The sequence below is a fragment of the Hwanghaeella sp. genome (genome assembly GCF_965227365.1).
In the GTDB taxonomy this organism is placed as follows: Bacteria; Pseudomonadota; Alphaproteobacteria; order UBA8366; family Aestuariispiraceae; genus Hwanghaeella.
On record NZ_OZ245754.1, the window covers coordinates 2,372,838 to 2,390,949 of the forward strand.

Annotated in this window: 17 protein-coding genes and 1 pseudogene; 9 read left to right on the plus strand and 9 right to left on the minus strand. The window is 61.2% G+C overall.

Features of this window, described 5'->3' with window-relative positions; all coding sequences use genetic code 11:
- Positions 1 to 14 precede the first annotated feature (14 nt).
- From ACQK2G_RS10825 to ACQK2G_RS10840, 4 genes are all read left to right on the plus strand, one after another.
- A complete protein-coding gene (locus ACQK2G_RS10825; RefSeq protein WP_425405041.1) occupies positions 15 to 665 on the plus strand; it encodes a uracil-DNA glycosylase in 651 nt (216 codons plus the stop codon).
- A complete protein-coding gene (locus tag ACQK2G_RS10830) occupies positions 662 to 1,084 on the plus strand; it encodes a hypothetical protein (protein ID WP_425405042.1) in 423 nt (140 codons plus the stop codon). Before ACQK2G_RS10825 ends, ACQK2G_RS10830 begins: the two co-directional genes overlap by 4 nt.
- 28 nt (positions 1,085 to 1,112) lie before the next feature.
- Complete coding sequence (locus tag ACQK2G_RS10835) at positions 1,113 to 1,505, plus strand: RidA family protein (protein ID WP_425405043.1); 393 nt, start codon at positions 1,113 to 1,115, stop codon at positions 1,503 to 1,505.
- A gap of 143 nt (positions 1,506 to 1,648) precedes the next feature.
- Positions 1,649 to 2,407, plus strand: a complete 759-nt coding sequence (locus tag ACQK2G_RS10840) for a carbonic anhydrase (protein ID WP_425405044.1) — start codon at positions 1,649 to 1,651, stop codon at positions 2,405 to 2,407.
- Between the two features lie 16 nt (positions 2,408 to 2,423).
- On the opposite strand, the gene ACQK2G_RS10845 is transcribed toward ACQK2G_RS10840, so the two are convergent.
- Genes ACQK2G_RS10845 through ACQK2G_RS10865 form a run of 5 tightly spaced genes read right to left on the minus strand, consistent with a single transcriptional unit; the run spans position 2,424 to position 8,425 of the window.
- Positions 2,424 to 3,206, minus strand: a complete 783-nt coding sequence (locus tag ACQK2G_RS10845; RefSeq protein WP_425405045.1) for a carnitinyl-CoA dehydratase — start codon at positions 3,204 to 3,206, stop codon at positions 2,424 to 2,426.
- Positions 3,203 to 5,302 carry an acetate--CoA ligase family protein gene (locus tag ACQK2G_RS10850; protein ID WP_425405046.1) on the minus strand — a complete coding sequence of 700 codons (2,100 nt, stop codon included), beginning with the start codon at positions 5,300 to 5,302 and terminating at the stop codon, positions 3,203 to 3,205. The genes ACQK2G_RS10845 and ACQK2G_RS10850 overlap by 4 nt, the downstream gene beginning before the upstream one ends.
- Positions 5,303 to 5,312: 10 nt before the next feature.
- Positions 5,313 to 6,473, minus strand: coding sequence for an acyl-CoA dehydrogenase family protein (locus ACQK2G_RS10855; RefSeq protein ID WP_425405047.1), 1,161 nt, complete (start codon positions 6,471 to 6,473; stop codon positions 5,313 to 5,315).
- Between the two features lie 28 nt (positions 6,474 to 6,501).
- Complete coding sequence (locus ACQK2G_RS10860; protein ID WP_425405048.1) at positions 6,502 to 7,482, minus strand: L-carnitine dehydrogenase; 981 nt, start codon at positions 7,480 to 7,482, stop codon at positions 6,502 to 6,504.
- A 49-nt stretch (positions 7,483 to 7,531) separates the two neighbouring features.
- The gene (locus ACQK2G_RS10865) at positions 7,532 to 8,425 is read right to left on the minus strand and encodes a 3-keto-5-aminohexanoate cleavage protein (protein ID WP_425405049.1); all 894 of its coding nucleotides are present in this window, start codon (positions 8,423 to 8,425) and stop codon (positions 7,532 to 7,534) included.
- Between the two features lie 141 nt (positions 8,426 to 8,566).
- On the opposite strand from ACQK2G_RS10865, the gene ACQK2G_RS10870 reads away from it, so the two are divergent.
- Complete coding sequence (locus ACQK2G_RS10870; protein WP_425405050.1) at positions 8,567 to 9,532, plus strand: GlxA family transcriptional regulator; 966 nt, start codon at positions 8,567 to 8,569, stop codon at positions 9,530 to 9,532.
- Positions 9,533 to 9,645: 113 nt separating this feature from the next.
- Positions 9,646 to 11,583, plus strand: a complete 1,938-nt coding sequence (ggt, locus tag ACQK2G_RS10875) for a gamma-glutamyltransferase (protein WP_425405051.1) — start codon at positions 9,646 to 9,648, stop codon at positions 11,581 to 11,583.
- 115 nt (positions 11,584 to 11,698) lie between these two features.
- Here the strand turns inward: ggt and aguB are convergent, their stop codons facing one another.
- Both aguB and ACQK2G_RS10885 read right to left on the minus strand, forming a co-directional pair.
- Positions 11,699 to 12,574, minus strand: coding sequence for an N-carbamoylputrescine amidase (gene aguB, locus ACQK2G_RS10880; protein WP_425405052.1), 876 nt, complete (start codon positions 12,572 to 12,574; stop codon positions 11,699 to 11,701).
- A gap of 31 nt (positions 12,575 to 12,605) precedes the next feature.
- Entirely contained in the window at positions 12,606 to 13,679 is a 1,074-nt protein-coding gene (locus ACQK2G_RS10885) for an agmatine deiminase family protein (RefSeq protein ID WP_425405053.1), read from the minus strand.
- Positions 13,680 to 13,787: 108 nt separating this feature from the next.
- On the opposite strand from ACQK2G_RS10885, the gene ACQK2G_RS10890 reads away from it, so the two are divergent.
- Entirely contained in the window at positions 13,788 to 14,735 is a 948-nt protein-coding gene (locus ACQK2G_RS10890) for a LysR family transcriptional regulator (protein ID WP_425405054.1), read from the plus strand.
- A 118-nt stretch (positions 14,736 to 14,853) separates the two neighbouring features.
- On the opposite strand, the pseudogene ACQK2G_RS10895 reads toward ACQK2G_RS10890, so the two are convergent.
- Positions 14,854 to 15,599, minus strand: a pseudogene (locus ACQK2G_RS10895) (IS5 family transposase); the annotation flags it as partial.
- Between the two features lie 177 nt (positions 15,600 to 15,776).
- Between ACQK2G_RS10895 and ACQK2G_RS10900 the strand changes: the two are divergent.
- Both ACQK2G_RS10900 and ACQK2G_RS10905 read left to right on the plus strand, forming a co-directional pair.
- The gene (locus tag ACQK2G_RS10900) at positions 15,777 to 16,232 is read left to right on the plus strand and encodes a carboxymuconolactone decarboxylase family protein (RefSeq protein ID WP_425405055.1); all 456 of its coding nucleotides are present in this window, start codon (positions 15,777 to 15,779) and stop codon (positions 16,230 to 16,232) included.
- Entirely contained in the window at positions 16,222 to 17,136 is a 915-nt protein-coding gene (locus ACQK2G_RS10905) for a sigma-70 family RNA polymerase sigma factor (protein ID WP_425405056.1), read from the plus strand. The genes ACQK2G_RS10900 and ACQK2G_RS10905 overlap by 11 nt, the downstream gene beginning before the upstream one ends.
- 33 nt (positions 17,137 to 17,169) lie before the next feature.
- On the opposite strand, the gene ACQK2G_RS10910 is transcribed toward ACQK2G_RS10905, so the two are convergent.
- The gene (locus ACQK2G_RS10910) at positions 17,170 to 17,994 is read right to left on the minus strand and encodes an aspartate dehydrogenase (RefSeq protein ID WP_425405057.1); all 825 of its coding nucleotides are present in this window, start codon (positions 17,992 to 17,994) and stop codon (positions 17,170 to 17,172) included.
- Between the last annotated feature and the right edge of the window lie 118 nt (positions 17,995 to 18,112).

Here is an 18,112-nt window from a genome sequence, read left to right on the forward strand (position 1 = left end):
AGCCGGGAAACGCCGTGACAGCATCCTTCTCAGGCCCTGACCAGACTTGTGCCCTGTGCCCGAGGCTGGCCGCCTTTCGTGCCGAAAACCGCGCGGCGCATCCCGACTGGCATAACGGCCCGGTCGACAGTTTCGGTCCGCTTTCCGCCGAGTTACTGGTAATCGGCCTCGCGCCGGGCCTGCAGGGCGCGAACAAGACCGGACGCCCCTTCACCGGGGATTACGCCGGCGACCTGCTCTACCAGACGCTGACCGCGCACGGCTATACGACGGGCACCTACGACAAGAGGCGCGACGACGGGCTGGAACTGATCAATGCGCGGATCACCAATGCGGTCCGCTGCGTGCCGCCGCAGAACAAGCCGGTGGGTTCGGAAGTCGCCAACTGTCTACCCTTCCTGGCCCGGGAAATCGCGGCAATGCCGAACCTCAAGGCGATGCTCTGCCTCGGTCAGCTCTCCCATAACGCGACGTTGCGGGGCCTCGGGTACAAGCAATCGGCCTTCAAGTTCGGCCATGCCGCCATTCACCGGCTGACCGAAACGGGCCCGGTCCTGGTCGATAGCTATCATTGCTCCCGTTACAATACGAATACCGGTCGCCTGACCGAGGCCATGTTCGACGCGGTCTTCGACATATTGGACGAACTGATCGCCGCGCGATGAAAACCGCCGTCGTCATCCTGGTACTCTGCCTTGTCACCGGTTTCGTGATTCTGCGCGCCCTGCGCGCCATGAAAAACCAGATCGCGGCCGATGCGGCGGCAAGCGACGACTGGAAAGGCGCGAAACGCTTCGGCGGCAAGTTCGAGGGCGACCGCCCGCCGCCGGAGGAGGATGTCCGCCGGGACTGGACGCCCGTCCGCGCGCCGACATCCGGTGCCCTGGCCAAACCCGGCGCGGGCAGCGCCGGAAACGAATTGAGCGAAACGCTGCTTCGCAAATACGTCGACTGGTGCGACAAGCGCTGCACGGCCGGCTGGTTGATCGTGCTTCCCGTTTCCGCCCCGGCCACGATATGGTTCCGCGAACGCGCCGACGCGGAATCCTTCGCCCGACACTGGCACACACGCGCCGGCACCTGAACCAAGAAAGCCGTCCTGGGAGGCACGAATGACTTTGACCATCCGCAATCCGTCCACCGTTGCGCCGCCACTGGCGCGCTATTCGCACGCCATCGAAATTCCAAAAGACGCGCGGGCTTTGTTCATATCCGGCCAGGTCGGCATAGACGCGCAGGGCGTCATGGCCGAGACGGCGGAAGATCAATCGGAAAATGTCTGGCTGAACCTGAAGGCCATTCTGGAAGACGCGGGCATGGGGCTGGAGGATCTGGTTCGGGTGAACGCCTATATCACCGATGCCCGTTATGTCGCCGCCTACCGCACCGGACGGGACAAGGTCCTGACCGGCGATCATGTCCCGGCCTCCACCCTGGTGGTCGTTTCCGGACTGGCCGACCCGAAAATGAAAATCGAGGTAGAGGCCGTCGCGGCGAAATCCTAGAACCGGTCACGGTTTGGAGACGGACGAATAAGGCGTCGGCCACGCTTCTGCCCCGGCTATTCAGCGCAATCTGACTTTAAAGAATTTTGCGCTATACTACCGAAATACCGTTCATCCGAATTCGCTGGGGAGCCCTCGTCACCATGCCGCGCAAACCTTTTTCCGCCATTGCGTTCAGTCTCGCCCTCGCCACGGCGCCATTCGCCGTCCAGGCCGCCGGCGGTAAGGCCCACTGGGGTTACGGCGGCCCGGAAGGCCCCGACCATTGGGCCGAAATTTCGCCCGACTACGCCGCCTGTGCGGGAAAGGCGCAGTCGCCCATCGACATCGTCTCATCCGATGCCATTGAGGCCGCCTTTCCAACCGCCACGATCGCCTGGAACAGTTTTACGCCGGAAGTGCTGAATAACGGCCATACGATTCAGGTGAATGCCGGCGGACAGGGCGGCACGCTGACGGCGGGCGGAAAGACCTACACCCTTCTGCAGTTCCATTTCCATCATCTGTCGGAACATACCTTGAACGGCAGACACGCCCCGATGGAAGTGCATTTCGTGCATCAATCGGCGGAAGGAGACCTTTTCGTCGTCGGCGTGATGATACGCGAAGGACTGGCCAACTCGGCCCTGAACACGATCTGGCCGCTTATCCCGGCCGCCGGCAGCAGCATGACCGGTTCGATTGCCGTCAACCCGTCCGACCTGATGGCCGACCGGACCGCCGCTTTTCGGTACAAAGGGTCCCTGACCACACCGCCCTGCTCGGAAATCGTCACCTGGCACGTCATGGCCGGCGCGGTGACCGCCAGCAAGGAGCAGATCGCCGCCTTCAAATCGCTGTATCCCGACAACTACCGGCCGATCCAACCGGGCAACCGGCGGTTCGTGCTGACCAATCAGTAACGACCTCGGAAAAGCCTTACCGCCCCTTCCAGACCGGGTCGCGTTTTTCTGCGAAGGCAAGCGCGCCTTCCTTCTGATCCTCGCTGGTATAGAGCGTCTTCACCGTCGGCAGTTTGGACTTGGTAACCAGATCGAAAGCCTCCTGCACCGGCAGGTGCGTGGTCTCACGCACCACTTCCTTGATCGCCGCGTAGACCAGCGGCGGACCGCTGGCCAGCAGGTCCGCCATGGCGCGCGCGGTCGTCATCAGGTCCGCCGCCGGCACGACCTGGTTGACGATCCCCCATTGCTTCGCCTCCGCCGCGTCGAACCGGCGCCCGGTGAACAACATTTCCATGGCGACATGGTGGGGAATCCGGCGCGGCAGTTTGATTGTCGCCGCATCCGCCAGGGTGCCGGATCGGATTTCAGGCAGGGCGAAGGTCGCGTGATCCGCCGCGATGATGATGTCGGCGCTGATCATCAATTCAAAACCGCCGCCGAAGGCGATGCCGTTGACGGCTGCAATCACCGGCTTGTTCAGGTCCGGCAGTTCCTGCAGGCCGCCGAAACCGCCGACGCCGTAATCCTCGTCCGGCCCCTCGCCCGCCGCGGCCGCCTTCAGGTCCCATCCGGGGCAGAAGAACTTGTCACCCCCGCCGGTCAGGATCGCGACCCGCAGGTCGGGATCGTCGCGAAAGGCAGCGAAGGTATCGCCCATGATCCGGCTGGTCGGCGCGTCGATGGCGTTCGCCTTGGGCCGGTCCAGCGTGACTTCAAGCACCGCGCCGCGGCGTTCGACCTTGACCACATCGCTCATTTTTTCGTTTCCTCCACCCATCTTATCAATGCATCCGCCGCCACGGCCCCGCGACCTTCCGGTAGAACCATCAGCGGGTTGATATCGACTTCCAGAATTCTCTCGCCCATATCCGATACCATCGCGGCGATACTCTCGACTGCCGCAACAACGGCATCCCAATCACCCATGGCCCGCCCGCGATAGCCGTGCAGCAACGGCGCGCACCGCAATGACGACAAGGCCTCCTCGATCCGTTCCCGTGTGGCGGGCAGCAGGATGATGGCGGCGTCCTGCAACAGTTCAACCAGTTCCCCGCCGGCCCCGACGACCAGATGCAGGCCGAATTGCGGGTCGCGGTTCACACCGATCAACAGTTCGGCGACCGCGCCGCCGACCATCTTTTCCACCATGACCCGATCCGACAGGGTGAACAGATGCTCCGCCGCCGCCGCGACGGCATCTCCGTCCCGCAGATTGAGTTTAACCGCCCCCGCTTCCGTCTTGTGTGCAAGATCCCGTGACACGGCCTTGGCGACGACCGGAAATCCGAGGGCTTCGGCCGCGGCAACAGCCTCTGTCACCGAGGTTACCAGGGACCCTTCCGGCGTCGCCAAACCGTATCGCCGCGCCAACTGCTTAGACCGCCATTCGTCCAATACCGTCGGGTCGCCGACCGGTTCCGGGCCCAGCGCGGCGGGCAGCCAATCGGATTGTTTTCCCGCCTGAACGGCGGCCGCAATCGCGCCCAGCCCCTCGCGCATTCCCTGCAACGGGACGACGCCCGCCTCCAGGAACCGTCTCGCCGCCTCCGCCGTCATATTCTCGGGAATACTCGACAGGACCGCCGCCGAACGGCCGCTCGACCGCGCGGCGTCGATATAGGCCTCGATGGCCGGCTCCCACCCGGACAGGTCGCATTTGCCCGGCGCCGGAAAGTCCAGCACGAGAACCCCCATATCCACGTCCGCCGACAGGGCCGTGCCGAAGCAATCGGTCATCGCCTGGCGGTTTTCCCAGATATAGGTGTGATAATCCAAGGGGTTCGCAATCGCGACCTTGTCGCCGAGCACCTCGAACAATCGGCCATGAACGGGCGTTGAGAAATCCGGATAGGTAAGCCCCAGATCGTCGCCCAGATCGGCCATCAGCGAGGCTTCGCCGCCGGAACAGCTCATCGAGACAACCCTGTTCCCCGAAAGCGGCGGGATGACCGACAGCAGTTTCAGGGCCTCCAGGAAAGTCGACAGGTCGTCCACCCGCGCGATGCCTAGGGCATCGAACAAGGCCTGATACAGCGCATCGGACCCGGCAAGCGACGAGGTATGGCTCATCGTTGCCTGCGCGCCCTTGTCCGACCGTCCGGCCTTCAGAACCACGATGGGTTTGCCCGCTTGTTTCGCGCGCTTGGCCGCACGCGCAAAAGCGGCGATATCGTCGATACTTTCCGCGATCAGGCCGATACAGGTCACCCGCTCATCCAGCGCCAGGGCGTCCACATAGGCGTCGAAACCTAGATCGGCCTTGTTGCCGACGCTGATGACATAGGCCAGCGGCACCGTGCGCTGCTGCATGGTCAGGCTGATGGAAATATTGCCGCTTTGCGCGACAATGGCAGCACCACGTTCGACCCGGTCGCCCCCATGCTGATCCGGCCACAGGGCGGCACCGTCCAGATAGTTCAGGGCGCCATAACAGTTCGGGCCGACGAACGGCATCGCACCGGCAGCTGTCAGCAGTTTCTCCTGCCGTTGAATGCCGACGCCGCCCACTTCCTTGAAGCCGGAAGCGTAGCAGACCGCCCCGCCCGCCCCCATGGCCGACAAACGGCGCACCGCGTCGATCGTGGCATCCGGCGGGATCGCGACGAAGGCCGCATCCGGCGCGCCCGGCAGATCGTCCAGGCTGGCGAAACAGGGAATGCCGGACATGTCGGCGCGGCGCGGATTGACCGGCCAGATTTCCCCGTCAAATCCGATCTTCAGCGATTGCTGCACGACCGTCGCCGCTTCGTATCCCCCGATCACCGCCAGGGAACGCGGCCGCAGCAGACGGCGCAGACCGTCAATCTTGCCAGAATTGCCGTCGGGCGCGGATTGGGACAAATGCCCGTCCATGGACGTCCCCTTAACCGCCGAGCGGCCGCAGGAGGGAACGGGAAATGATATGGCGCTGGATCTCGCTTGTGCCTTCCCAGATACGTTCGACACGGGCGTCGCGCCAGATCCGTTCAAGCGGCAGATCGCTCATCAAGCCCATGCCACCGTGGATCTGGATCGCCTCGTCGGCAATGAAGGCAAGCGCTTCGGTCGCCGCCAGCTTGGCCATCGCGGCGTCCATATCCTCCATCGCGCCCTGGGTATGTTTCCAGGCGGCTTCCAGAGTCATCAATTCGGCGGCGTGAAGGCGCATCTTCATATCCGCTAGCTTGAAGCTGACGCCCTGGAACTTGCTGATCTGCTGGCCGAACTGCTTGCGGTCGACCGCCCATTCCAGCGCGTGTTCCAGCGCGCGGTGGCAGCGGCCCAGGCTGAGGGCGGCGACCTGTAGCCGCGTCGCGCCCAGCCAGTCGTTCGCCACGTCGAAACCCTTGTCGACCTCGCCCAGCACCTGGCTCGCCGGCAGGCGGCAGTCATCGAATTCCAGGATGAAATTGTGATAGCCGCGATGCGAGACGTTTTTGTAACCGGGACGCACGGTGAAACCCGGCCAATCCTTGTCGACTAGGAAGGAGGTGATCTTCTTGCGCGACCCGCGCGGCGTGTCCTCCTCACCCGTGGCGGCAAAGAGGATGACGAAATCCGCCCAATCCGCATGGCTGATGAAATGCTTCACCCCGTTGATGACGAAATCGTCGCCGTCGCGTTCCGCCTTGCAGGACATGGAGCGGACATCGGACCCGGCGCCCGGTTCGGTCATCGCCAGGCAATCCACCTTCTCGCCGCGGATGCAGGGAAACAGGTATTTCTCCCGCTGGTCCCCGGTACAGGCCTGCAGGATGTTGGACGGCCGCGCGACCGTGTAGTTCAGCGCCATGTTGGCCCGACCGAGTTCCCGGTCCAACAGGCACATCGCAACCGTGTCCAGACCGCCGCCGCCCAGTTCCTCCGGCATATTCGCCGCATAAAGGCCCAGTTCGATCGACTTGTCGCGGATCTGCGCCGCCAGTTCGGGCCGCAGCGTGTCGCTTTCCTCGACTTCCGCCTCGTAGGGGTAAAGCTCTTCCTCCACGAAACGGCGGGCCGTCTCGACGATCAGGCGATGTTCTTCGCTCAGACTGAAATCCATGATTCCCGCCCCTTTTTATCTTGTGTGCTTATTCCGCCGACAGGCGCGTGCGGTTTTCCTTCAACACGCGGCCTGCGCCTTCGTTGAAGGTCTGCAGCGCCTCCATGATGGCGATCAGGCAGTCGTCGCGCAGGCGTTCCATTTCCTTGATACTGGTGCCGGCCAGTTGTTCCTCGGTCCCCGACACCATCTTGTCGATCAGGTCTTCGGTCAGTTCCGGTGCCTTCAACTTGGTCCAGGGCAGTTCCAGGGCCGGACCGAACTGGTGCAGCATGTGGCGCATGCCCTCGTCCCCGCCGGCCAGGGCGAAGGTCTTGTTCACCCCCATGAAGGCCCAGCGCAGGCCGGGACCGTAGACGATGGCGTCGTCTAGTTCCTCGGTCGTCGCGATCCCTTCATTGACGATATGCAGGTTTTCGCGCCACAGCGCTTCCTGCAGGCGGTCGGACAGGAAGCCCTCGACCTCGTTGCGGACATGCAGCGGATACATCCCGATCTTTTTGTAGAAATCCCGCGCCGCGTCGATGGTCGCGGCCGAGGTCTTCTTTCCGCCCACCAGTTCCACCAACGGCAACAGATAGACCGGGTTGAACGGATGGCCGACCAGAACGCGTTCCGGATGGGCGCACTCTGCCTGAAAATCGCTCGGCAGGAGGCCCGAGGTGGAGGACCCGATGATCACGTCCGCCGGGGCCGCCGCGTCGATTTCCGCGTGCAGCTTGGTTTTCAGATCCAGGCGTTCCGGCGCGGATTCCTGGATGAAGTCGGCTTTTTCGGCGACTTCCGCCACGCTGCCGGCGAAGCTCAACCGCCCCTTGTCCGCGCCGCGCGCCAGACCGAGCTTTGTCAGCGCCGGCCAGGCATTATCCACTTTCGCCCGCAGGATCGCCTCGGCATCCGGACCGGGGTCGAAGGCAATGACGGAGAGCCCATGGGCCAGGCAACGCGCGGCCCATCCGGCGCCGATAACCCCGCCGCCGATCAGCCCAACCGTTTCGATTTGGCGCATTTCTATTTTCCTTGAAAATGGCCTGATTACAGCCAGTTGAAGCCTTATATTAAACTTGTTTGGTGAGCTGGAACTTGGCCCGTGCCTGCTCCGGCGTCAGCACCCTGGCCCCCATCGCCTCGATGATCGTGCGCGCGCGTTCAACCAGTTGCGCGTTGGTCGCGAAAACGCCCTTGTCCAGATAGATATTGTCTTCCAGGCCGACGCGGACGTTGCCGCCCAGCAGCACCGCCTGGGCCACCATGGGCATCTGCATCCGGCTGATCCCGAAGCCCGACCAGTTCGCATCCGCAGGCAACTCGTCCCGCATCGCCTTCATCATGTTGGGCGAGGCCTGCGCGCCGAAGGGAATGCCGAGGCACAGCTGGAACAGCGGCGGGGACTTGATCAGCCCCTGGTCGATCAGGTGCCGGGCAAGCGCCACATGGCCGGCATCAAAGACCTCGATTTCCGGCTTCACCCCATAGGAGGTCATGGCTTCCGCCATCTTCGCCAGCATGGTCGGCGTATTCGTCATGACATAGTCGCCATGGCCGAAATTCATGCTGCCGCAATCCAGGGTGCAAATTTCCGGCCGCAGTTGATCGACATAGGAAACGCGCTCATGCCAGGGCGCCATGTCGGTGGCGTCCTTGTCGTAATTCATCGGGTCTTCCGGCGGCCCCAACGTCAGGTCCCCGCCCATCCCCGCGGTCAGGTTGATCACCACATCCGTGTCGGCTTCGCGCACCAGTTCGACGGTCTGCCGGAACAGATCCGGGTCGCGGCTGGGCTTGCCGGTTTCGGGGTCGCGCACATGCAGGTGGACGATGGCGGCACCGGCCTTGGCGGCCTCGATGGCGGAATCGGCGATCTGTTTCGGGGTGACCGGGATATCCGGATGCTTGCCGACCGTATCGCCGGAACCGGTGACCGCACAGGTGATGACAACGTCGTAATTCATATCGCCTCCCGCCCAAATTGGATTTGGATCGTTGCTGGTGAAATCATTGCAGCGACTCTATTCGGGCGCCTTGTCCGGGATTGAACAAAATCGCATTATCCTTGTCGGAAAACGCCAGAACGGTTGATGGGTCAGAGATCGATGCAGGCCTTTCTCGTGCGAAAAGAGCCGGTACGCCTAGGACATCTGCTGCTGCCGCGGTTCTCGCAGCTTGCTCTCAGTTCCAGCCTGGAACCCTTTCGTCTGGCCAATACCCAGCTGGACCGCGCGGCTTATGAATGGATGACGCTGTCCGTCGATGGCGGGCCGGTGGAGGCCAGCAACGGTATCTCCAACAATGTCACCGCCTCGATCGCCGAGACGCCGGTGCTCGACATGCTTTTCGTGCATGCGAGTTACGAGCCGGATCGAAGCATGACCGCGCCGGTCCTCTCCTATCTGCGCCGACAGGCCCGTTTCGGCGCGATCCTGGTCGGGATCGAGACCGGCGGGCTGGTTCTGGCGCGCGCCGGTGTGCTGGACGGCTACCAGGCGACCAGCCACTGGGAGGTCCTGGACAGCATGGCGGAAACCTTTCCCAACGTATTGGTGAAAAAGGATGTTTTCGTGTTCGACCGGGACCGGATCACGGCCGCCGGCGGGGTCGCTGCGATGGATATGGCGATGACCTTGATCGCCGCCCGTCATGGTCCGACGCTGGCGACATTCATGGCCGAGGAATTCGTCCTGCCGGGAATCCGGCCGGCAGACGCGCCGCAGCGTTTCGCGGAAAGTCACGGCGCCGGCAGTCCGAATCTGACCGCCGCCATCGCGGTGATGGAAAGGAATCTGGAAGCCCCGCTGCCGATCGGCGCATTGGCCCGTCGGGTCGGCATTTCCGTGCGCGAATTGGAACGGCTGTTCCGGCGCTGGCTGGAAACCACGCCGGCGGCCTATTACCGGGAATTGCGCCTGCGCCGGGCCCGCGCGCTGCTGCAGCAGACCGAGCAACCGATCACCGAAATCGCACTCGGAAACGGTTTTGCCGATGCCGCCCATTTCAGCCGCGCCTTCAAGGCGCTTTTCGGTCATCCGCCGTCACATGAACGCAGGATTCGGACACTATAAAGTCAGGGGACGAGACGCGGCATGGCGCGCCGTTGTTCCCGATCGGGATAGGCACTACCATACTTTTAGCGGGCACGACTGCCGCAAAATTACGATACGGAATCGAGGCGATTATGGCTGAAAAGGGTATCATGTCTCTCCTGCCCGGACCGGTGAACGCCGTGCTCGGCGCCTGCCTGTTCGGCGGCGGATCGATCCTGATCGCGAGCGTCATTTCCGCCCTGGTCTCTCCCGCCCCGGCACCGGACCAAACCGCCGCCGCGCCGACGGTTCAGACAGAACCTTCCCAAGCGGTGGAAGGTACAGCGAAGGAAGCGATCGCGCCGGAACCGCCGACCGCGGAAAAGGCGGCCCCCGCCGCGGCCCCCCTGCCCTCAGTCAGTGCTGAAAAATACATGATCGCGGCCGCCCATCCCGCCGCCGCCCAGGCCGGCGCGCAGATGCTGGAAAAAGGCGGCAGCGCGGTCGACGCGGCGATCGCTTCGCAAATGGTGCTGAACGTCGTCGAACCACAATCCTCCGGCATCGGCGGCGGTGCCTTCATGCTGCATTGGGACGAATACAAGCGCCGGTTGGACAGCTATGACGGACGGGAAACCGCCCCGGCGGAGATGACGCCGGATGTCTTCCTGACTGCGAGTGGCGAACCGAAACGTTTTCTGGACGCGGTGATCGGCGGCGCGTCGGTCGGCGTGCCCGGCCTGTTGAAAATGCTGCATATGGCGCATGAGCGGCACGGTAAACTGCCCTGGGCCGATCTGTTCCAACCCGCCATCGAGCTGGCGGAAAACGGTTTCCCGGTTAGCGATCGTCTGTACAGCCTGCTGGTCCGGACCGAGGGCCTGCGCGGCAATCCGGTGACGAAGGACTATTTCTACACCTTTACCGGCGCCCCGAAGGCGATCGGCACGATCCTGAAAAATCCGGATCTGGCCGAAACCTTCCGCTTGATCGCCGATCAGGGCCCCGATGCCTTCTACACCGGCGAAATCGGCCGCGATATCGTCGATGCCGTGCAAAAGGCACACCGCAATCCGGGCGTGATGACCGCCGAGGACCTCGCCCTATACGAAGCAAAGAGCCGCCCGAACCTGTGCGGTCGGTACCGAGACCGGCTGGTCTGCGGCATGGGACCGCCGTCGTCCGGCGGCGTGACGGTATTGCAGGCCCTGGGTATCCTCGATCAGTTCCCTCTGGACGAGTACCGGCCCGGCGCCCCCGGCACGATCGCATTGGTGGGTGAGGCCTCGGCGCTGGCCTTTGCCGACAGGAACCACTATCTGGCCGATACCGATTTCGTGGACGTACCGGTCAATGCGCTGCTGGAGAACGCCTATATCCGCGCCAGAGCGGGGCTGGTCGACCGGGCGATGGGCGACAAGTCCAGGAAGGATCCCGGCAATCCGCGCGGCCGGCAAGCCGCGGCGGATACCTCGATGGAACTGCCGTCGACCACCCATATCTCGATCATCGATGCGGACGGCAACGCGGTTTCCATGACCAGCAGCATCGAATCCGGTTTCGGATCGCGCCTGATGGTGCGTGGCTTTCTGCTGAACAACCAGCTGACAGATTTTTCCTTCCTGGCCGAGCGCGACGGCAAACCGATCGCCAACCGGGTCGAGCCGGGCAAACGACCGCGCAGTTCAATGGCCCCCACCCTGGTCTTCGACGACGACAGGGAATTGGAGATGGTTCTCGGTTCCCCCGGCGGCAGCCGGATCATCGGCTATGTGCTGCAGTCGATCCTGAACACGGTCGATTGGGGAATGGACCCGCAGGACGCCGTCAGCCGCACGCACTATCTCAGCCGCAACGGCGGCGTCGAGGTCGAGAAAGGCACGCCGGCGGGAACGGTCGCGCAGCTCAGGAATCTCGGTTTCGAGGTCAAGGAACGGGACATGACCAGCGGATTGCACATGATCGTCAAACGCGACGGCAAGCTGCTGGGCGGCGCCGATCCGCGACGCGAAGGCGCCGCGGTGGGCGAAAGCCAAGTGCTGCCGGACCTGAATGCGGCATTCGACTTCATCCAGGCGGCAACCGACTAGATCGTGGACGCATAAATGGACAATGCACGAAAGATGTCCGCTGATGCTCCGGAAGAGGACTTGCTTCTGCCTAGGCCATAACTTCCGCAGATGACCCGAAGTAGACACTCCGCAGTCAGGCAATACGGGTTCCATCGTGAGTGAGAATGGGATCATAAAGGTCGGGTCTTCGGTCCCTGAATAGTCCCCAATAGGCGCGCATGTTGCGAACCTCGTTGAGATCGATCTCAGCCAACAAACACTGTTCAGTCGACCTGTCCGCGTCCGTGAGGATTTCACCTGTCGCTCCTGTGATGAACGAGGTTCCGTAGAAAGTGAGTTCAGTTCCGTTCAATCCAGGTTCCCGTCCAATTCTGTTCGAAGCAACGATGGGCGTTATATTGGCCCCTGCATGGCCCTGCATGACTCTTCGCCAATGGCCCGACGAATCATGATTGGGGTTACCGAGTTCAGAACCGATGGCAGTTGGGTAAAACAGGACATCTGCCCCCTTTAGAGCCATACAGCGAGCAGCCTCGGGAAACCACTGATCCCAACATATACCGACACCAATGGTTCCAAATTGCGTTCTCCAGACCCGGAAACCCGTGTCGCCGGGTGTGAAGTAGAACTTCTCCTGATACCCCGCACCATGCGGAATGTGGCTCTTTCGATAGAGGCCGAGCATCGTTCCATCGGCGTTAATGATGGCGACGGAGTTGAAGCGGGTGTTACCGGCACGCTCATAGAAGCTGATCGGCAGAACGACGTTCAATTCTGCAGCCACCCTCTGGAAGTGCTCAATGGTAGGATGGCCATCGAAAGGTCTCGCCCTTTGGTAGTGTTCTTCCGCCTCGTCTTGACAGAAGTACAGGCCTTCAAAGAGTTCCTGGAGCAAGACAATATTGGCCCCCTGATTGGCCGCATCTCTGACCAGCGCCTCTCCTCTGGCCACATTCTCCTCAACCACGTCAGAGCATGCCATTTGGGTCGCTGCGACGGTAACTTTCACGAGATGCCTCCCTGCATTGAGTCCTCTGGGTTCAGGACTGTTCGGAAGCATAACTGGCGGGAACCTGCTGGGTAAGGCATGCAATGCCGCCGCCGCCATCAGCTTGGTATGCCGTTGGTACGGGTGTGACGGTTCGGCCCGGAAAGGCCTTTTCCAATTGTCTGTAGCCCAGATCGTCCAGTTTGGGATCAACTTCAGGGGCGATAATTCCGCCGTTGACTAGGTATGCGTTGACGTACGGTGCTACCGCACACTTGCCGTTTATTTCCGGCAAATAGGGCAAGACATCCATTTCAATGATGTCTAACTGTCGGCCTTTCGCGTCGCGTGCCGCTTTCAATCGTTTCAGGTTTTCTGACAACAGCTCGAAATTCGGATTGGACCGGTCTCGAGTGACCTGTGCCATGACAACGCCCGGCGATACAAACTCAACGATGTTATCGACATGGCCGTCCGTCCCCGTATCCTCAACCAACCCCTGGCCAAGCCATATGACGGTTTCGATACCGAGGTAATCGTGGAGGCCCCGTTCTAGTGCTTCACGCGACCAATCCTGATATCGATTGGCATTTCGCATCACTTGTTCGGTCGTAATCAACGTTCCTTTGCCGTCGACAGAGATCCCACCCCCCTCACAGATAAACGGAGCATGATAACTCGGAATATTGAGCGCGGCGGAGACGGCTTCTGGCATACCTTTGGTTTTGGCGTATGGGACGCGAAGGCCCCAGCCGTTGAAGTCGAAACACGTCGCTGCGACCTGGCCTGAGCTATCCCGCACGAAAATTGGTCCATTGTCACGAATCCATGAGGCATCGATGGGTACAATCAGGACCGTCGCCACATCCCCGCACCGGTCGCGTGCATCATCCTCATCCGCAGGATCGACGATCAGCGTTACGGGCTCATATCGTGCGACCGCTCTGACAAGCGCCTCAACCTCGCACCGAAAACCTTCAAGATCAGTATTGGCGGCTTCCTCAGCTGGGGGCCAGGAAATCAAGGTCTGTTCGTGTTTGTCGAAACGACCTGGCATGGAGAACCCAGCCATTCGGGGCGCTTCTTGAGGAGTATTTTCTGCAAGAGCTGTCTCAAACTGTGCCATGATCTAGGGTCCTATTGTTGGTGAGTGAAGGAAAACTCGCACTCCCATTGACATCCGACAAATGGTCAATTTTCATTCATTCAATTGAACAAAATTCATTTGATAATGATGAGCCAGATACCGCCATTGTCCGCGTTACGCGCTTTTGAGGCCGCTGCCCGGCATCTGTCATTCAAAAATGCCGCAGACGAACTGTCGGTTACGCCGTCTTCCGTCAGCCACCAAATCAAGATGCTGGAGGACCTGCTAGGCGTCAGGCTGTTCGTGAGATTCAATCGTGAGGTCGCGTTGACGCAGGATGGGACGGCCTACGCCGAATACGTCTCAGCGGCCCTGGGTGACCTTGCCCACGCGACATCTTTGATCAGTCGGAGAACACAAGCGAGTGATAAGCGCCCATCGCTGGTGATCTCAGGGAACGCCGGATTTATTGACTGTTGGCTGAGTGCCCGGCTCAAGAATTACATCCCTCTCAATCCTGATCTTGAGATACAGATGCAATACGGCGAAAGCATCGCTGACTACCGACATAAGGACGCCGACATCGCGATCCACTATAGTTCTATCGGTGCCCCGTCGTCGGACGCCCTAGCAATCTACCGGGCCTTTGAGTTTCCTGTTTGCCGCGTTCCCGAGGTCGCTCAGAAGCAGTCAGTTATGAACCTTAGCGATTTGAGACATGCCACACTGTTGCATGAGCATGACAGAGTTGGATGGCGACGATGGTTGATGGCTGCGGGGTTGGAAAATATCGATACGGACATCGGGCCAGTCTTTCAAAACACGCAGACTGTGTTCAATCGGGTGAAAGCGGGTGACGGGATCGCGCTCGCCGATGAGTTGGTTGCTTATGACGAATTGATGTCTGGCCATCTTATCAAGCCGCTCGGCATTGTTCGGCAATCAGATTGGACCGTTTATCTATTGGTCCTCAGAAGAGATCGAGCTCTAGAGCACATCGACCATTTCAGTGACTGGCTTGTTACGACTTTGCAAGAGTTCGGAAAGACGGCGAACGAACTGCGGGAACCGAAGCCTTTCAGTTTGATAACTTGAACAAGCCTGATGTCGGCAAATGGCTAAAACCCGGCAGTTTCGCAGCCCATGATATATCGGCAGGCGTTGCCCTAAAAGCGGATCCTGTTGCGGACATTGCTGAGGCTTGGTGAAAGCGCAGCCATATTCGTATTGATGCCAACTTCACCATGCCGAGGTAATTTGCGGCAAGTTTCGCAAACCGCGTTGCCACGCGGCGAAAATTCTTGATCCAGTTGAAGAAGCGCTCGACGTGGTTGCGTTCTCGATAGAGCGTCTTGGAGAAGCCGTGTCGGAATTTTCTGTTGGACTTGTCAGGAATGGTGGGTGCCACACCCTGCATCTCAACCCTTTCTCTGATCCAATTTGCATCGTAGGCTTTATCGCCAAGCAAAATGCCCCCTTCTGGCAAGTCGGATAGCAACATTGCCGCGCCGCTGGCGTCGTGGGCTTGTCCGGGCGTCAGCGCAAACTTGATCGGCAACCCCCGGGCATCGGTTAGCGCATAAATTTTCGTGGTCAGCCCTCCTCGCGAGCGGCCCATACAATGAACTCGGTCGCTTTTTTTACGTTGGCAGCATGCTGATGAACGCGCACCACGGAGCTATCAATCATTTGAATGTCGCCGTCATAGGCTTCGGAAACCGTGTCCATCAATCGACCCCAGACCCCGGCTTTGCGCCACCGAACGAAGCGGCTGTAGCAGGTAGTATAAGGGCCGTAGCGATCCGGCAAATCTCGCCAAGGGGCTCCTGAACGGAGTACCCAGAAAATGCCGTTGAGCACCCTCCGATCATCAACGCGGGGAACTCCGCGTGGCTTGTTCGGAAGAAGAAGTTCGATAACAGACCACTCGAAATCCGTCAGGTCGTAGCGACCACCCATGTCCAAGCTCCCACTGTTTGGAATCTTGAATGACATTGCGGCGGGATTGTGAATCCTATTTATGAGTTCATGGCCTAGTCACGGCGCGGTTCGATCTTTTTTCGAGCGGCGTGTCACACGCGCCCCGCCCAGGTCGTCATACCCTTGAAAGCGAACCGCATTTCTAGGAGAAGACCGATGCAAGAACGCCTGGATTACTTCAAAGCCGCCCCGACCGTCATGCAAGCCATGCTGGGCCTGGAACAGGCCGTCCGCGACAGTGGACTGGAGTTTAGCCTGATCGAACTTGTGAAGACACGCGCGTCACAGATCAACGGCTGTGCCTATTGCCTGCATATGCATACGCACGACGCCCGCCAGGCCGGCGAGACGGAGGAACGCCTGCATCTGCTGGCCGCATGGCGGGAATCCTCCCTCTACACGGCACGGGAAAGGGCCGCGTTGGATTGGACCGAGGCGTTGACCCTGATCGCGGACAGCCAAGCCCCAGACCACGTCTATGACGGCCTGGACCCGCACTTCACCGATGCGGAAAAAGTGTCGCTGACGATGCTGATCGGCACGATCAATGTCTGGAACCGCGTCGCCGTGGGATTCCGCAGCCAACATCCGGTCACCGCGCATGCAGCCTGACCCGAAACGGAACCCGCAGGAGGCCGCGTTCGAAGCCGAGCGCGGCCGACTGACCGGTTTGGCCTATCGCATGCTGGGCACCCGCGCCGACGCGGAGGACATTCTGCAGGATGCCTGGCTGCGTTGGCAAAGGGCGCCGGCAAACGATGTCGAGAACCCTGCCGCCTATCTGTCCACGATCGTCACCCGGCTGTGTCTGGATCGGATGAAACAGGCCCGCCATCGCCGGGAGATCTATGTCGGCCCCTGGCTGCCGGAACCGATCCTGACCGACCCGTCCTTGACGGTAACGCCGATGGAAACGCTGGACCGGGATGTCTCCTTCGCGCTGATGACGGCGCTGGAGAGACTGTCGCCGCTGGAACGGGCCGCCTTCATCCTGCACGACATTTTCGAGACCCCATTCAACGAGATCGCGACTCTGCTGGAGCGCAGTGAAGCCGCCTGCCGGCAATTGGCGAGCCGCGCCCGCGGCAATATCGCCGCGGCGCGCCCGCGTTTCGTGCCGGAAGCCGCGGAGGCCGACGAATTGGCCGATGCGTTCTTTGCCGCGGCCCGAACCGGCGATACGAAGGTGTTGAAACAGATGCTCGCGGACGATGCCCGATTGCATACGGACGGCGGCGGCCTGAAGGCGGCGGCCCTCAACATCATCGAGACGGCGGACAAGATCTCCAGGTTTTTCGCCGGACTGGCGCGCAAGCCGCAGATCGGCCGCCCGCTCCTGGCGCGCCGCGTCAACGTAAACGACCTGCCCGCCCTGCTCAGCCTGGAATATGACGGGACACGGCAGGCCGCGATCCTCGACATCGCGGCCGGGGAGATCCGTACGATTTATATCATCCGTAATCCGGAGAAACTGGATCGCCTCTGGGCGGATGCCAACCTGAACGATCCGGTCTGACCGACCCCGCCTGAACGATAATCCGGGCCCGGCTTAACTTCCGACCTTCAGGGGCTGAACAAGAGATTTGAGAGCGGCGATGGTGCTGAGCGGCGTGAGCTTGCCGGTGGCCGGATTCTCCGCCGTCGGAACACCGGCAATCGACATCTCGAAAGATACTTCTTCGGCATCGACTTCGATCACATGGGTATTCCGGGTAACGTCCGGATCGGCCCAGATTTCGTATTGCGTCTCGTCCGGGCCCTTGCCCGCCAAGGACAGGGCGACAGCCACATTCACATTGGCCGGGAATTTCTGGGCCGCGTCGCGGACGGACCCGTTATAGAGCCGCAGCGGTTCGGAAAGATCTGACAGGTCCAACCCCTGCTCGACCACAAAAGGCGCCTTGGCGAGGCCGGCCGGCGGCTTGCGTGTCTTCATGGTCACCGATCGCAGATTGCCCTCGGCGGCGGCCCGGACCGCATCCAGCCCCAACAGCGCACCGGTCGGGACGATGATGCGCGCCCCCGTATCACCGGCCAGATCCGTCAGATCCCAATTGACCAGCAACTGCGTCACGCTGAGCGGCATGAGGATCCTGCCCGCCCGCAAGGTCGGTTCGGCAACCTCCCGGAACAGTTCAGGGGGCAAACATTCGACGACGACATCCGCCACGGAAGCCAAGTCACCCGGCGGCAAATACCGGGGCTGTTTTTTAAGTTGGGCCAATTTGCTACGAGCGGATTCTTCGCTGGAGGCAGTTACCGCGACAAGGCTCAACCCCTGCCCCAATGTCCCCGCTTCAGTGCTGTCGAGCCATTGCGCGACCTTAAGTCCGACGGCGCCCAGTCCCGCGAGTGCCACCTTCAACTGCCCCATGATTTCCATCCCCCCAAGGCTGTGTGTCCGTTTTTGTTGTGCCGGACGAGTTTATCCGGCCCGGCCAAAACAAGAAACGGGCGATGCCGAGTTCAGCATCGCCCGCTTCGATCAAACT

Bases quoted from the DNA above. Each gene is read 5' to 3' on its own strand.
- ACQK2G_RS10830 (WP_425405042.1), top strand. From the start codon at position 662: ATGAAAACCGCCGTCGTCATCCTGGTACTCTGCCTTGTCACCGGTTTC.
- ACQK2G_RS10835 (WP_425405043.1), top strand. From the start codon at position 1,113: ATGACTTTGACCATCCGCAATCCGTCCACCGTTGCGCCGCCACTGGCG.
- ACQK2G_RS10840 (WP_425405044.1), top strand. From the start codon at position 1,649: ATGCCGCGCAAACCTTTTTCCGCCATTGCGTTCAGTCTCGCCCTCGCC.
- ACQK2G_RS10845 (WP_425405045.1), bottom strand. From the start codon at position 3,206: ATGAGCGATGTGGTCAAGGTCGAACGCCGCGGCGCGGTGCTTGAAGTC.
- ACQK2G_RS10850 (WP_425405046.1), bottom strand. From the start codon at position 5,302: ATGGACGGGCATTTGTCCCAATCCGCGCCCGACGGCAATTCTGGCAAG.
- ACQK2G_RS10855 (WP_425405047.1), bottom strand. From the start codon at position 6,473: ATGGATTTCAGTCTGAGCGAAGAACATCGCCTGATCGTCGAGACGGCC.
- ACQK2G_RS10860 (WP_425405048.1), bottom strand. From the start codon at position 7,482: ATGCGCCAAATCGAAACGGTTGGGCTGATCGGCGGCGGGGTTATCGGC.
- ACQK2G_RS10865 (WP_425405049.1), bottom strand. From the start codon at position 8,425: ATGAATTACGACGTTGTCATCACCTGTGCGGTCACCGGTTCCGGCGAT.
- ACQK2G_RS10870 (WP_425405050.1), top strand. From the start codon at position 8,567: ATGCAGGCCTTTCTCGTGCGAAAAGAGCCGGTACGCCTAGGACATCTG.
- ggt (WP_425405051.1), top strand. From the start codon at position 9,646: ATGGCTGAAAAGGGTATCATGTCTCTCCTGCCCGGACCGGTGAACGCC.
- ACQK2G_RS10885 (WP_425405053.1), bottom strand. From the start codon at position 13,679: ATGGCACAGTTTGAGACAGCTCTTGCAGAAAATACTCCTCAAGAAGCG.
- ACQK2G_RS10890 (WP_425405054.1), top strand. From the start codon at position 13,788: ATGAGCCAGATACCGCCATTGTCCGCGTTACGCGCTTTTGAGGCCGCT.
- ACQK2G_RS10900 (WP_425405055.1), top strand. From the start codon at position 15,777: ATGCAAGAACGCCTGGATTACTTCAAAGCCGCCCCGACCGTCATGCAA.
- ACQK2G_RS10905 (WP_425405056.1), top strand. From the start codon at position 16,222: ATGCAGCCTGACCCGAAACGGAACCCGCAGGAGGCCGCGTTCGAAGCC.
- ACQK2G_RS10910 (WP_425405057.1), bottom strand. From the start codon at position 17,994: ATGGGGCAGTTGAAGGTGGCACTCGCGGGACTGGGCGCCGTCGGACTT.